Raw genomic sequence first — 15,942 nt, 5'->3', positions numbered from 1 at the left:
TTGCTCGTTGGTCAATTCTTCACTCAGGCGTATTCATCTCATCACCTCCCTATCGGGTAGGTGAGAGGCTTCTACTGTTTAAGCTAAACCTGTCCTTTGGCGATTATATAGCTCATGATGAAACCTTGGCTTCATCAATATACTGGGTTAATGTTTCAGCTATTATCTGAACATTAGGATCTTCTAAAATAGTAGTGTGATTACCAGGAACTTCATGAACTACTAACTCTCCATTGACAAATTTTCTCCATACCACTTCCGGTGGCTCAACGCTATAGATAATAGAAGTACTAACATCAACAATATTAATTGCCTTAAACAAAACCACTCGACCTGAATAAGATTTGGGGGTGTAATCATTCCAAGTCGCCTTTATTAGATCCTCATTAAAAATATGAGGAAAATACTGAGAATCAAAGGGGTTTGTCCTGTTCATCGGGGAAAGATATCGAGAAATAAGTTGACTGAATTTACTTTTCATGCGAAATTTGGCTTTTTTCCAAAATTCTGAAAATCCTAGATTCCATAGTAAAGTTAGCCAATGGGAGAAGGATAAGAGTTTGAGATTACTCTTCTGTATAGAACTGTCAAACAACGCTAGTAGGGATACCTGTTGACCTTGAGCGAAAAGCTGTTGAGCCATTTCGTAAGCAAGTACACCACCGAAAGAAGAACCCATTAAAAAGTAAGGACCTTGTGGTTGAAGCGATCGCATTTCTTGAATATAATGGGCTGCCAAGTCTTCCATTTTAGGTAAAGTCAGTGGCTGATTTACTGGTGCTGCCATACCATAATGGAGCGAATAAATGGGCTGTTCTTCTCCCAAATGACGGATTAAGTCTTGGGAATAAAAATGATGGATGCCAAATAAAAGGGGACGAGAACCTTTTGGTTGCAGAGGCACAAGAGAATACCAGGGTGATGACCATCCTTGGGAATCAAGAATATTGGCTAGTTCCTCAATCGTTGGTGACTGGAAGATCGCAGCTAGGGGTAAATTTATGCTGAATGTTTTTTCAATTTGGGCAAGTAACCTGACAGCTAAGAGTGAGTGTCCCCCCAGGTCAAAGAAATTATCTTTGATGCTAATTGGTTGAATCCCCAAAATTACTTCCCAAATTTTTGTCAGTTGCTGTTCTAATTCATTGCGCGGGGTAACAAAGGTTTCCTCTGTTTCATGCCGAATTTGCTCAGGAATGGGCAGAGCGCGACGATCTACTTTGCCATTGGGTGTAAGGGGTAATGTTTCCAGTGTGACAAATACCGATGGAATCATGTACTCTGGTAATTTCGGTTTAACAAATTGACGTAATTCTGATTGAGTTAATTTTGCTTGGTTTTCAGAAGTAATGTAGGCAATTATTCTTTTGTCTCCCGGATTGTCTTCACGAACTATAGCTACTGCATTTGAGATATCAGGATGTTGATTTAAAATAGCTTCAATTTCCCCTAACTCAATGCGAAAGCCCCGAATTTTGACTTGATGATCAATGCGTCCAATATATTCAATATTGCCATCGGGTAAGTAGCGAGCCAAGTCCCCTGTTTTATATAATTTTCCTTCTCTAAATGGATTAGTAATAAATTTTTCTTTGGTTAATTCTGGTTGGTTAAGATAACCTCTTGCCAATCCATCACCGCTAATATAAAGTTCACCTGGTACAGCAATGGGAACGGGATTAAGATGTTGATCAAGAATGTAAACTTGGGTGTTATTAATTGGTCTACCGATAGGGACAGAGTTATCCAGTTGTGCTAATTCTGGGATCGGGTAACAACAGGTAAAAGTGGTATTTTCCGTTGGACCATAACCGTTAATAATTTGGCAATTCTCGGCAATTTGATGAAGCTTCTGCACATGAGAAATAGATAAAACATCACCACCTGCTAACAGTTGATGTAAAGACTTTAAATCGTCTACTCGCTCATCTACCATCAGATGGAATAGTCCGGCCGTCAGCCACAGAGTCGTAATTTGGTAACGTCGGATAGCTTGTCCTAGTTCTATTAATGAGGGAGTATATGCCGAAAAAATAACTAATTTTGCTCCGTTGAGTAAACTACCCCAAATTTCAAAAGTTGAGGCATCAAAGGAAATAGGAGCTAATTGGAGAAAAGTTTGTTCTGAATTTAAGTTGGCGTAATTATTGTTTTTTACTAACCGCACAACTCCCTGATGGATGATGCAAACCCCTTTAGGCTGACCTGTTGAACCAGAGGTATAGGTGATGTAAGCAAGATTATCAGCATTGCCATGACAAATGGGGTTATCATTACTCTCACAGCTAATGATTTGGGTATTAGATTTTAAACAAAGGATATGAGCTTTATTTGATGGTAGTTTCTCAATTAGTGATGTTTGAGTTAATAAGATGGATATTTGAGAGTCATCTAACATAAAAGCAAGACGCTCTTGAGGATAGTTAGGATCTAAAGGAACATAAGCACCTCCGGCTTTTAATATTCCTAATAATCCAATGATCATTTCCAGAGATCGCTCTACACAAATTCCTACCAATACTTCTGGTTTTACTCCCAGTTTTTGCAAATAATGGGCTAGTTGATTAGCACGTTGATTAAGTTCTAAATAAGTTAATTCTTGCTCTTCAAAAACAACAGCAACCTGATTCGGTGTTCTTTCTACCTGTTCTTCAAATAACTGATGAATACATTTATCATTTGGATAATTTGCTTGAGTTTGATTCCATTCTATTAATAATTGATGCCTCTCTCTAGTTGTGAGAATTGATAAATTTGTTATCGAAATTTCAGGATTAGCTACAATTCCTGTTAATAATTGTTGAAAATGTCCACTTATTCTGTTAATCGTGGCATCTGCAAATAAATCTGTATTATATTCCCACGTTCCAATTAATCCATTAGTGGTTTCTGTTAATGATAGAGTTAGATCAAATTTGCTTGTTTGGTTGTTTAAATTAATTGATTCAATGGTTAAATCTGGAATTTTTATGGTTTCTTGCGGTGTATTTTGCAAGACAAACATCACTTGAAATATTGGATTATGACTGAAATTTCTTTCTGGTTGTAGTTCCTCCACTAATTTTTCAAATGGTATATCTTGATGACTATAGGCATCCAAACATATTTCTTTCACTTTTATTAATAATTCCTGAAAACTGGGATGATTAGAAAAATTGATTCTCAGTGCTAAGGTATTGACAAAGAAACCAATTAAAGACTCGATTTCTTGGCGATTACGATTAGCAATAGCTGTTCCTACAATAATATCTTCCTGCCCAGTGTAGCGATATAATAATATTTGAAATGCCGCCAGTAGAGTCATAAACAATGTCACCCCTTCTTGCTGACTCAAGGCTTTTAGTTGATTGGTGAGAACCGGGGAAATTTCTACAGATACAGACGCACCACTATAAGTTTGAATTGGTGGACGGGGATAATCTGTAGCTAGTTGTAAAACGGGAAGAATACCGCCTAATTGTTCTTGCCAATAAGATAGTTGAGATTCTAAAACTGCACCCTGTAACCAATTCCGTTGCCATTGAGCAAAGTCTGCATATTGAATTGCTAAAGGTGGTAATGAAGACGATTTACCATTATTAAAGTCTTGATAAAGAGTAGATAATTCACTGTGAAATACTCCCATTGACCAACCATCAATAATGATATGATGAAAGGTTATTAATAAAATATGACTGGTTTTTGTCAGCCGTAATATTTTAGCTCTAAACAACGGACTAACGGTTAAATCAAATGGCAAATTTACTTCTGTTTTGACTAACTCTTCTATTTGTTTTTGTGCCTCTAAATCAACTACAGATAGAGCAAAATTTAAAGCTGGAGTAATAACTTGTACAGGTGAACCATCAATTGCAATAAAACTTGTTCGTAAAATTTCGTGCCTTTCTATAATCTTCTGGAAAGCTTTTTCGAGAGAACTTTGGTTTAGTTTACCTTCTAGTTGCAAAGCGAATGCTACATTATATGTGGCACTTTTTCCTTCTAATTGATAGAGAAACCACATCCTCAGTTGGGCAAAAGATAACGGCAGATTTTCTCTTTTTTTGAGAGTTTCTATAATTGTTAAATTTTTTTCTGGATAATATTTTTGCTCAATTACTTTAGCTAATTCAGCAGGAGTAGGATATTTCAATAAAGTTTTTATGGGAATTTCTTGTTTAAAGGCTTCTTGTAAACGGGAAATAACTTGGGTAGCTAAAATTGAATGTCCTCCTATTTCAAAGAAATTATCTTCTCGACTGATTGCGGAAATTCTGAGTATATTACTCCAAATTAAGATGATGATTTCTTCGGTGAGACTACTGGGAGGAATAAATTTTGTTTCTCTCAATAATTCTGGTTTTGGCAGAGCGCGACGATCTACTTTTCCATTGGGTGTGATGGGAAAAATTTCCAGTGTGACAAATACCGATGGAATCATGTAATCTGGTAATTTCTGTTTAACAAATTGACGTAATTCTGATTGAGTTAATTTTGCTTGGTTTTCAGAAGTAATGTAGGCAATTATTCTTTTGTCTCCCGGATTGTCTTCACGAACTATAGCTACTGCATTTGAAATATCGGGATGTTGATTTAAAATAGCTTCAATTTCTCCTAACTCAATGCGAAAACCCCGAATTTTGACTTGATGATCAATACGTCCAATATATTCAATATTGCCATCTGCTAGGTAGCGAGCCAAGTCTCCTGTTTTATAAAGGCGTGCATTAGGATCAGAACTGAATGGATTAGAAATAAATCGGGTACTCGTCAAATCTGGACGATTTATATATCCTCGAATTGGATCATCAACACCAATAAATAATTCGCCGATAACCCCAATAGGTAAGGGCTGAAGATGGATATCTAGGATAAAAATCTGAACATTTTGAATAGCATGACCAATGGGAGGTAAGGTTTTCCAAGTTTGAGGATTGCCAATCAATGTATAAGCTGTAACCACATGACTTTCCGATGGTCCATAGTGATTATGCAATATACATTTGGGATGTTGGGTAAACCAATTAGCAATGGATGGTGTAATCTGCAATTGCTCTCCTGCGGTAATTATTTCTCTTAGAGATGGGCATGATTGCTCCTGACTTTTAGCAATTTCTGCAAGGTTTTGTAGTGCAATGAAAGGTAAAAATAGTCGTTCTATCTCTTGATCATGCAAGAACTGTAATAATGCAACTGCGTCTTTGCGCGTTTCGTCAGAAATCAATATGAGAGTGCCACCAGCTAAACAGGTTGAAAATATTTCTTGAAACGACACATCAAAACTAATTGGTGTAAATTGCAGTGTTTTGCCTCCTAAACCTATACTGGAGTTTTGCAATTGCCATTCCAAAAGATTTACCAGGGGTTTGTGATTCAAGAGGATTCCCTTGGGTTTGCCTGTAGAACCGGATGTGTATATCAGGTATGCTAAGTTGTTTGGCTTTGCCTCGCTATTGAGGTTTTTCTTGCTCTCACAATTAATTTTTTTCCAATCAGTATTAAGGAAAATTACATGAGCTTTATTTGATGGTAGTTTCTCAATTAGTGATGTTTGAGTTAATAAGATGGATATTTGAGAGTCATCTAACATGAAGGCAAGACGCTCTTGAGGATAGTTAGGATCTAAAGGAACATAAGCACCTCCGGCTTTTAATATTCCTAATAACCCAATAATCATTTCCAGCGATCGCTCTACACAAATTCCCACCAATACGTCTGGTTTTACTCCCAGTTTTTGCAAATAGTGGGCTAGTTGATTAGCACGTTGATTAAGTTCTAAATAAGTTAGTTCTTGCTCTTCAAAAACAACAGCAACCTGATTCGGTGTTCTTTCTGCCTGTTCTTCAAATAACTGATGAATACATTTATCATTTTGATAATTTGTTTGAGTTTGATTCCATTCTATTAATAATTGATGTCTCTCTCTAGCTGTGAGAATTGATAACTTTGTTACCGGAATTTGAAGATTAGCTACAATTTCTGTTAATAATTGTTGAAAATGTCCACTCATTCTGTTAATCGTGGCATCTGCAAATAAATCTGTATTATATTTCCACGTTCCAATTAATCCATTGGTGGTTTCTGTTAGTGATAGAGTTAGATCAACCTTAGTAGTTTGACTTTTTAAATTAATTTGTTCAATGGTTAAATTTGGAATTTTTATGGTTTCTTGCGGTGTATTTTGCAAGACAAACATCACTTGAAATATTGGATTATGACTGAAATTTCTTTCTGGTTGTAGTTCCTCCACTAATTTTTCAAATGGTATATCTTGATGACTATAGGCATCCAAACATATTTCTTTCACTTTTACTAATAATTCTTGAAAACTGGGATGATTAGAAAAATTGATTCTCAGTGCTAAGGTATTGACAAAGAAACCAATTAAAGACTCGATTTCTTGGCGATTACGATTAGCGATCGCTGTTCCCACAATAATATCTTCCTGCCCACTGTAGCGATATAATAATATTTGAAATGCCGCCAGTAGAGTCATAAATAATGTCACCCCTTCTTGCTGACTCAAAGCGTTAAGTTGAGTGGTTAGAACCGGGGAAATTTCTACAGATACAGACGCACCATTATAAGTTTGAATTGGTGGACGGGGATAATCTGTAGCTAGTTGTAAAACGGGAAGAATACCGCCTAATTGTTCTTGCCAATAAGATAGTTGAGATTCTAAAACTGCACCCTGTAACCAATTCCGTTGCCATTGGGCAAAGTCTGCATATTGAATTGCTAAAGGTGGTAATGAAGAAGATTTACCATTATTAAAGTCTTGATAAAGAGTAGATAATTCACTGTAAAATACTCCCATTGACCAACCATCAAAGGTAGTATGGTGTATCACTATCAGCAAAATATGCTCAGATTCATTTAACTTAATCAAACTAGCCCGTAACATCAAATCTAATGTTAGTTTAAAGGTGTGTTTTGATTCTTCTTGTAAAATAGATTGTAAAGCGACAGACTGTTCTTGATTTGATAAATTACTCAGGTTGATCAAGGGCATTTTAAAAACCCATTCTTGAGTAATTACCTGAATTGGAACTTCGTTATTAACAATAAACTGGGTACGCAGAGACTCATGCCGTTCTATAATTGTGGTTAAGGCTTGTTCTAAAGCATCAATATTCAGGTACCCTTTAATTTTTATAGCTTCCATTATAACTTGTTAGTGTTGGTTGATGATAATAAACTAAATGAATTGTGAGGATGGGTTTAACTGTGATAAATTATTCCCAGAAATACAATTTTTTATGCAGTTCATATTTAGGATTTATTGACATAAATTTTATAAATTATTCACAACTATTGTGTAAACTACTTAGACTTGCTTGGGGCTGAAGTCTGAGCTTTCCAATTAAAAATGAGCGAACGTACTATCATTCTATTTTTGGATATTAGTATATATAATCACAATTTCTGGCTTTTGTCAATGTTTATGTTAAGAAATTTGTGGGTAATGGATATTAATTTTTGATAGTTACTATGATAGTTACCGAGGTATAATTGTTTATTTCCGGGTGATGGATGAGCTATGGCAGAAACACTCAAAGAACTAATTCCCCGCCATCAAAACCTCTACCAAATCTAATCTAGATAGATAAATCAATATTTTGTCTGAATCAGGATTTCCAGGATTTAAGGATTTCCAGGATGAAGATGATTGTTTTATCCCTAATTATCAATATTTAATTATTGCAAGATAGTTCTTCCTTGTCAACTTTAGCATAACATATTTAAAACTTGTTGTCAACACCTAAGACCTAAGATCCCCGACTTCTTTAAGAAGTCGGGGATCTTAGGTCTTATGATATTGTTATTGCTGATTAACTGAACAAGAAAGTCAACTTAACGTAAATTGATGTCCCTTCAAGCCAGCCAGCCAGGGAATTTATTCCCTGTCTAAAAGCTAAAGTCGGTTAAAACCGACTATTTCAGCACAGCAATTCTCATTTTAAGGTTTCATGACATTTAAACCCTTACAGTACAAGGAGTTTACAATTCTTAACAAATCTGGAGATTACTGGAATGATGCAAACTCGTTTCAAAATGAGAATTGCTGATTTCAGCATAAATAGGATAATTTTTGATTTTGAGTTAACCAGAGTGCGTTTTAACGCACTTAAGCTTTTAGACCGGAACTTGAGTTCCGGGCGGGTGTGGAAGCAAACAGATAAGCCATTTCTAATATAAGTTGACACCAATAAGCTCATGCTTTACCCCTACCAAATCTTTACCAATTCTAATCCAGATATGCTTAAACAGTAATGGCATGGTAATAGATTTAACTTATATATTGATTTCACACAAATATTACTAACAGAATGTCAAGAGAGCGATCGCTAGGTCGCGCTTCGCTATCGCTACAGTCAGCCGCTAACCACTATACTCCCAAGATGAGCCATAATGAATGAAGCCAAAACTCTATGAACTACCAACTACCAAAAAGTTTGACTTATGCTGATTCAGAAAATCGTTGAAGAACTGCAAGATATACCCGAAGAAAAATTAACAGAACTATACAATATTATTCACTACTTTCGACTCGGTTTAAATCAAGAACGTAGGCAACCCCGAACCCCTGGGTTATTAAAAGGAAAACTCAGCGAAGCTTTTTTTGAACCATTACCGGAAGAGGAACTCCAGCAATGGGAATAAGCTACCTAATTGACACTCATATACTATTATGGTGGCTTTTTGATGATCCAAAACTTGACAACACCTGTCGAAAAATTATTAGTAACCCAGATCATCGTATTTTTGTTAGTAGTGTTTCTGCTTGGGAAATTGCCACTAAATACCGCATCAGAAAACTACCAGAAGCAAAAGAAATTGTGGAGCAATATTCACAGATATTACATCAAGCAAGATTTATCGAACTTAATATTACTTCAGCCCATGCACTCAGAGCAGGAAATCTACCAATTGCCCATAGAGATCCCTTTGATCGGATGATTATGGCTCAAGCTGAGTTGGAAATATTACCTCTGATTACTTATGATAAAGCCTTTCAGACGGGGCTAATTCAGATTATTCCTGAAAGTAAGTAAGTACCTGGACATTAATTTTGTCTGATTACTTATATACTTAGGGTTTCCTGAAAAAGTTTAGCCACCAAAAGTTGATGCTATGTTTTACTCTCTCGCAAATAAGCCGCGAGTAGTATTGCTAAGAGTTTTCTGGAATTTTTAATTTTTAATTCCCTGTTACCTGCTATAAATATAGTTTTTATATATTTTAACTTTTTGTCAATCATCGGGGAGTCAAGTCAATGAAGATATTAGTGCTGAGTTGGGAATTTCCACCGAGGATAGTTGGCGGAATTGCTCGTCACGTTGCTGAGTTGTACCCGGAATTAATTAAGTTAGGCCATGATATCCATCTGATTACACCAGAATTTGGGCCAGCATCCTTGTATGAAGTGGTGGAAGGAATTCATATCCACCGTGTAGAAGTACCTGCCAGTAACGATTTTTTTCATTGGGTGGTGAACTTAAATGAGAAGATGGGAGAGTATGGCGGTAAGTTATTAGCAGAAAAGGGGCCATTTGATCTGATTCATGCCCATGATTGGTTAGTTGGTGATGCGGCGATCGCTCTCAAGCATACCTTTAAAATTCCCTTAATTACCACAATTCACGCCACAGAACATGGACGTTATAACGGTATTCACAATGATACCCAACGCTATATTCATGATAAAGAATATACACTAGCCGAAAATGCTTGGCGGGTGATTGTTTGCAGTGAATATATGCGTCAAGAATTGCAGCGATCGCTAAATCTTCCTGGTGATAAAATTGACGTAATTTATAATGGTATTCGCCCAGAAAAGAAAATCCATCATGGGAATTTTCATGCTCAAGATTTTCGCCGTCAATTTGCCGCAGATTATGAAAAAATTGTTTATTATCTTGGTCGTATGACCTATGAAAAAGGCGTACCAGTATTACTTAATGCTGCTCCCAAGGTGCTTTCGGAAATGGGGGGTAATGTTAAGTTTGTCATAGTCGGTGGTGGTAATACTGACCATCTCCAACGTCAAGCTTGGGATTTAGGAATTTGGGACAAGTGTTACTTTACTGGTTTCCTTGCTGATGAATACTTGGATAAATTTCAAACCATCGCGGACTGTGCAGTTTTCCCCAGTTTTTATGAACCCTTTGGTATTGTTGCCTTAGAGAGTTTTGCCTCTCGCGTGCCAGTGATAGTTTCCGATACTGGTGGTTTTCCTGAAGTAGTTCAACATACAAGAACGGGAATTACCACTTTAGTAAACAACGCTGACTCTGTAGCTTGGGGAATTTTAGAAGTTTTGCAAAACCCAAATTACTGTCAATGGTTGGTAGATAACGCTTATGCAGATTTAGAAAAAAGATTTAGCTGGCCAAAATTAAGTAAGCAAACAGAAATGGTTTATGAAAGAGTAGTTAACGAGCGAGTAGAAATTGTTTGGTAGTAAAAAACGGCATAAACAGGAGATTTTCCTAGAGTAATAATGAGAATTAAAGAATACTCCGATGATTGCCGTAAAAAAACAGTACAAACCCTGTACGCTGGGAATTTAGCCCTGGGAAATGCGAAAGTTAGAAATGATTGCTGTTTGCTTGACAAGATTTTAATATGACAAAGGCATTCCTAAATACATCCAGGCGTTTGCAGAATGCAAAAAACAGCTTGTTGAAGATGGTAAACCGAATCATAGACCGGATAACAGCCAAGTTAAGGCGGTTCTTTCAGGATATCATCGCCGATAGCCAGACTCCCACCTCTAAACCAGCTTATCAATTACCTAAATTAGCTGGTCCTGTTCATAACTTAGGTGGTGGTGGTCCTGATGTTGATGACGCTATTCAATGGATGATTAATCAAGTTAGAGGCAGTAGTAACAGTGACAATAAAGTTAATGTTTTAGTCATTCGGGCTGCTGGTAACGATGATTATAATCAGCTAATCTATCGCATGAGAGGTGTTAAATATGTAGAAACTCTCATTATTCGTAACCGTCAAGAAGCCAACAGAACAGATATTTTTGATAAAGTCAGAAATGCTGGCGTAATTTTCTTTGCTGGTGGTGATCAATGTGAATATATTCGCCACTGGAAAAACACTAAATTAGAAGTTGCTATCAAGTCAGTTTATGATCGGGGCGGCGCTATTGGGGGTACAAGTGCTGGGGCAATGATTCAAAGTGAATATGTTTATGATTCTTGTGCTTGTGAAGATAGCATTGAAACTCATGAAGCCCTTGATGATCCCTACGGTAATATTACCTTTACCTATAACTTTTTCCAGTGGAAACATTTGCGCGGAACTATCATTGATACCCACTTTGATGAACGCAAAAGAATGGGAAGAATTATGGTTTTTATTGCCCGACAAATTCAAGATGGTGTCTCTACAAAAGCCTTAGGTATAGCAATTAGTGAACAGACATCTTTACTAGTTGATAAATACGGTATTGCCAAGGTTATGGGTAAAGGTTCAGCCTATTTTGTTTTAGGAGATCATTCCCCAGAAATTTGCCAAAAGGGAATTCCTCTCACCTATCACGACTACAAAATTTGGAGAGTTCCCAAAGGTGACACATTCGACTTAAATAAACCACCGTCACGAGGTTATTATTTCAGGAGTGTGAAGCGCGGAAAATTTGATTCAGATCCTTATTAATACCATTTCTCTGCACAAATCATCCTCATTAGCCCACTCAGGTGGGCTTTATGATATTCAGGAATAGGGATACAGAACTTCCCGGTGTTATGAAGTACAACCTAGTAATCGCTCTTTTTTTTGTTTCACGCAAAGGTGCAAAGACACAAAAAAGGAAAGTAAGGATTTACATAGAAGGACGAACCACTCTAATGAGTTTTCCTACTAAATTTCCTTCTTTACAAATAGCTTCATGAAGGCGTTCTGACATTCTATTTCTATTACTATCATTTGTACAAACAATAATACCTGAATGATTTGGTTGTAAGCGGTGTAATTGAATAAAATCATAGCGATTTAGTGTTAAAATTGCTCGTTATTCTTGAATAGCAAAATTTAATACTTCTTCATCAGGAATACCTTGATTTCCTTTTCCTGCTTCTTGCACTGTCAACACATCATGACCAAAATTGCGTAATAATTCGCTGAATATGCGAGGAAATTGTTCATCTGCATAAAGACGTACCACAATTTAAGCCGCCTCATTTTTTTGAATTGCTGTTTCAATTTCTTCTGGATGTGCATTTGCATAAGCCCAAGCATTCACTAAATCAGCAGCAGTTAAATGAGGATAATCATCTAAAATTTGTGCTTCACTAATTCCTAAACGCCGAGATTCTACTAACAACCAAATAGGAATGCGAGTATTAGCAATACAGGCTTCACCACCACAAACACCAGGGGTTTTAGTAATGCGATATGAGCTTTGATTTAAGGTTTGAGTTAATATTTGTATGGCTTGGGCTTTTTCTGTTGGGGTTAATGCTAGGAGTTGGGTTTCTAATTCTTGGTTTGTCATAGTGATAAATGTTAAGCTGGTGTAAATAGGGCTTTGTAATTATTTTACTGTAGTTAAAGGTTGGTTGGTTTTTCTATTTTAATCAATACTATTGATGTATGTTACCTTTAAATTCGTGTTTATATGTAGTTTAATATTGCGACAAAACAGTATTTTTACGGTTACGACTTTTGGCTAGGCTATGTTAATTTAATATATGAATCCGGTTTGATTGTTGTTCATTATACTGAGACTCAATCGTTGATTCGATGGGGTTTACGGTTTACAGCTTGTTCAAAAATCAAATAGTAGCCCTATATTTAAATACTTAACAAGCTACAGCTAATCAAGATCAGGAGTATTTTATGTTTTCAATTGTTGACGATATTGTTAACTTAAATAAAGCAAAAGATATTGGGAATAAAGCTGAACAACGATATAAACATTATTGCAAAGAATTAAAAAGGGATTGGGAAAAAACTGAGAAAGTAGCAGAATCCTATGCTCAAATCCAAACTGTTATCCAAAACCACACAATTAGTAAGTTTATCAAGTTAACAAATAATTTAATTAAGCTATCTTCTCAGGAAAATATGGATTTTTTAGAACCTGTGAATATTTCGGCTGGGACATTAAAAAATTATAAATCTCAAGATATTAAATCAGAAAAATTAGTAACTAGCAGCTTAACAATAGTAATTGCCGGAGTAACAACTAGTCAAATTCTTACAGGTTTAATTTCATCAGTAGGAGTAGCGAGTACAGGAACAGCAATTTCTGAACTCAGTGGTGCAGCAGGTTGGAGTGCAACTTTAGCATGGCTAGGGGGTGGTTCTCTTGCTTCTGGAGGGGGTGGTATGGCACTGGGAACTTTACTACTGGGAGGTATTAGTATTACCGCAGCTTTGACAGTTGGTAGTTTGATGTTGGTTGGGGAAGGAAAAAAGGCTTTAAAACAAGCTAAAAAGTATAAGGAACAGGTAAGCAAAGCAGTTCACGAAATTAAACAAGTTATGGATTTTCTGAAACAATTGCGTCAAATAATAAGAGATTTAACTTATCTAATCAATGAATTAAATAATTGTGCAACTACAACACTTAACCAACTTGAATCACAGCCATTAGATAGTAATATTTGGGAGCAAGGTAATCTTCTAATCAAAGTATTGAGAGAAATTATTGAGACTCCAGTTTTAAGTAGTGAAGGCAAAATAGACCCTAGCACCGCCATTATTTTAGAAAAGTATTCAGGGAATAAATTCTCTTGAATGAGATACAGTGATTAAATTTCAAAACCTGTAGGGGTTTCCCCGCCCTAAATTGTATTGCATCCGAACGATAACCGCTATAATATAATGCGAGATAAAGAATAGCCAGGGAATAAATTCCCTGTCTAATAGCAAAAGTCGGTTAAAACCGACTAGTCATAAATTTGCGTTTTTGCGTCTTTGTTTAAAAATCTTCATCATCAATAAAAAATTCTGCATCTTCATCTCCCTTAAATTGCGATTCTCCTAATCCCCAAAGCGGCTGCAAAACTGCTGTACCTAACAAACCCACAGCCACACTAAAAGCTAACATTAATCCAAAGGGAATTTGGATTGATTGAAAACCCAAAAACCGCAAAGATACAGGAGTGGCATTTTGGACAGAAATTAGAGCGATCGCCACTACCCAAACAGCTAAAATTAGCGATATCAAGAAATTTACCAATATTTTGAAAACCATAACTTTAAAATTTTAAAATTTAGTTCCCCTCCTCGCTTGCGGGGAGGGGTTAGGGGCTGACAGGTGTAGGTTTTTAATATTCTCTGTAAAGGCAAGACCAGGAAGACAAGGAGGGATAGTAGACAAGGAAGATTTTATCCATAAAATACCCAATTTATGGTTTGTTTTATGACCAATCATCCATTTCTTGTCCGGTTTTCCTCCCTTGTCACCTTGTCTGCCTTGTCTTCCAAGTCCTGTCCTCACCCAATTGTAAAAAACCTACACCTGTCAGGGGGTTAGGGGTGGGGTTCTATCCTAACTTAGCAATTTCACCTTCCATGAATTTAGCAATCTGACTAAGTTTTTCTGGTGAGTTAGTTTCCATATACACTCTCACCAAAGGTTCTGTTCCAGAAGGGCGCAGCAACACCCAGCTACCCTCTTCTAAATACAGTTTAATACCATCTTTCCTGCCCACCTCTTTCACCTTGATTCCTGCCACGACAGAAGGTGGATTTTGGGTGTAGGAATTAATCACAGCCACCTTGTGAGCTTCAGTTAGGTGTAAATCTAAGCGATTGTTATACAAAGGCCCATCAGCTTCGGTGATCGCTTCCTGTACCAACTGACTTAAAGGCTTACCTTCATAAGCGATCGCCTCAGCTACTAGCATATCTGCTAAAACCCCATCTTTTTCAGGAATATGGCCAATGATACTTAAACCACCGGATTCTTCTCCACCAATCAAAACAGCGGTTTCCCGCATTTTCTCACCAATGTATTTAAAACCTACCGCAGTTTCATAAATTTGCAAGCCATACTTAGCAGCAAAATTATCTAATAAATGCGTAGTTGCCACAGTCCTAACAATTGCACCGCTCTTACCCTTGTTTTTAATCAAATGCCGTGCTAGAACTAACAGCACTGTATTGGGAGTCAGGACATTACCTTGTTCATCAACAATACCAAAGCGATCGCTATCACCATCGGTAGCCAAACCCAAATCCGCCTGATCAGCCTTCACCGCTGCCACCAACTCAACTAACTGTTCCCCTTTGGGTTCAGGCATACCACCGCCAAAAAGCACATCCCGCCAATCGTGGAAACTTTCTAATTGACAACCACAGTGTTGCAAGACTTCATCTAAATAGCCACGCGAGGTAGAATAAAGGGCATCGTACTTGACCTTTAAATTTGCACTTTTAATTTTTTCCACATCCAATAAGGTGTAGATAAAATTCAGATAATCGGGCTTAGGATCAAAAGTAGAAATTGTCCCAGATGGGTTACTTCCAGGTAACTCGTCCGATGACGTTTCGATATTGGCCACAATAGTATCAGTAATTTCTGGAGTCGCGGGTCCCGCATAATCAGGAATATATTTAATCCCACAATAAGGTGCAGGATTATGACTAGCAGTAAACATCAAAGCCCCTGCGGAATTCAGGAGCCGGGCATTGTAGGCAATTACTGGAGTGGGACAATCCCGATCAGTAATTTTTACATTCCAGCCCAAATCCGCCAAAACAGCGGCAGATGTCCGGGCAAACTCGTCAGCTAAAAACCGCGTATCGTAGGCAATTAAAACAGGTTTGTCTTTACTATAGGCAGTTTCCAGATAACTAGCGATCGCCCTGGTTACTTTCCGCACATTTGGGAAAGTAAAATCATCAGCAATAATTCCGCGCCATCCATCAGTACCAAACTTGATCTCACCGGAATTGCTAGGGTTACTCATATTGCCACTCTCTCCCGTGCAT

Annotated in this window: 9 protein-coding genes and 1 pseudogene; 5 read left to right on the top strand and 5 right to left on the bottom strand. The window is 37.1% G+C overall.

Going from position 1 to position 15,942, the window contains the following annotated elements:
- Positions 1-112: 112 nt before the first annotated feature.
- Positions 113-7,144 (bottom strand): amino acid adenylation domain-containing protein, encoded by a 7,032-nt coding sequence (locus EZY12_04800; GenBank protein ID QSX68997.1) that lies wholly within the window; start codon positions 7,142-7,144, stop codon positions 113-115.
- A gap of 1,298 nt (positions 7,145-8,442) precedes the next feature.
- On the opposite strand from EZY12_04800, the gene EZY12_04795 reads away from it, so the two are divergent.
- The 4 genes from EZY12_04795 (at position 8,443) to EZY12_04780 (ending at position 11,655) form a co-directional block, all read left to right on the top strand.
- Positions 8,443-8,643, top strand: a complete 201-nt coding sequence (locus tag EZY12_04795) for a hypothetical protein (protein ID QSX68996.1) — start codon at positions 8,443-8,445, stop codon at positions 8,641-8,643.
- Entirely contained in the window at positions 8,634-9,035 is a 402-nt protein-coding gene (locus tag EZY12_04790; protein QSX68995.1) for a type II toxin-antitoxin system VapC family toxin, read from the top strand. The genes EZY12_04795 and EZY12_04790 overlap by 10 nt, the downstream gene beginning before the upstream one ends.
- A 221-nt stretch (positions 9,036-9,256) precedes the next feature.
- Entirely contained in the window at positions 9,257-10,444 is a 1,188-nt protein-coding gene (locus tag EZY12_04785; protein ID QSX68994.1) for a glycosyltransferase family 4 protein, read from the top strand.
- A gap of 164 nt (positions 10,445-10,608) precedes the next feature.
- Entirely contained in the window at positions 10,609-11,655 is a 1,047-nt protein-coding gene (locus EZY12_04780; GenBank protein QSX68993.1) for a Type 1 glutamine amidotransferase-like domain-containing protein, read from the top strand.
- Between the two features lie 166 nt (positions 11,656-11,821).
- On the opposite strand, the pseudogene EZY12_04775 reads toward EZY12_04780, so the two are convergent.
- Both EZY12_04775 and EZY12_04770 read right to left on the bottom strand, forming a co-directional pair.
- A pseudogene (locus EZY12_04775) lies at positions 11,822-12,163 on the bottom strand (DUF5615 family PIN-like protein).
- Between the two features lie 3 nt (positions 12,164-12,166).
- Positions 12,167-12,493: a DUF433 domain-containing protein gene (locus tag EZY12_04770; GenBank protein QSX68992.1), complete on the bottom strand. Its 327-nt coding sequence runs from the start codon at positions 12,491-12,493 to the stop codon at positions 12,167-12,169.
- A 344-nt stretch (positions 12,494-12,837) separates the two neighbouring features.
- On the opposite strand from EZY12_04770, the gene EZY12_04765 reads away from it, so the two are divergent.
- Positions 12,838-13,740 (top strand): hypothetical protein, encoded by a 903-nt coding sequence (locus EZY12_04765; protein QSX68991.1) that lies wholly within the window; start codon positions 12,838-12,840, stop codon positions 13,738-13,740.
- Between the two features lie 184 nt (positions 13,741-13,924).
- Here the strand turns inward: EZY12_04765 and EZY12_04760 are convergent, their stop codons facing one another.
- The gene (locus EZY12_04760; GenBank protein ID QSX68990.1) at positions 13,925-14,200 is read right to left on the bottom strand and encodes a DUF1049 domain-containing protein; all 276 of its coding nucleotides are present in this window, start codon (positions 14,198-14,200) and stop codon (positions 13,925-13,927) included.
- A gap of 292 nt (positions 14,201-14,492) precedes the next feature.
- Positions 14,493-15,920: a phosphoglucomutase/phosphomannomutase family protein gene (locus EZY12_04755; GenBank protein ID QSX68989.1), complete on the bottom strand. Its 1,428-nt coding sequence runs from the start codon at positions 15,918-15,920 to the stop codon at positions 14,493-14,495.
- Positions 15,921-15,942 lie beyond the last annotated feature (22 nt).

Source organism: Dolichospermum sp. DET69 (genome assembly GCA_017355425.1).
GTDB lineage: Bacteria > Cyanobacteriota > Cyanobacteriia > Cyanobacteriales > Nostocaceae > Dolichospermum.
Note: the sequence above shows the minus strand (reverse complement) of the source record. Positions and strands in the feature narration are given on the sequence as shown.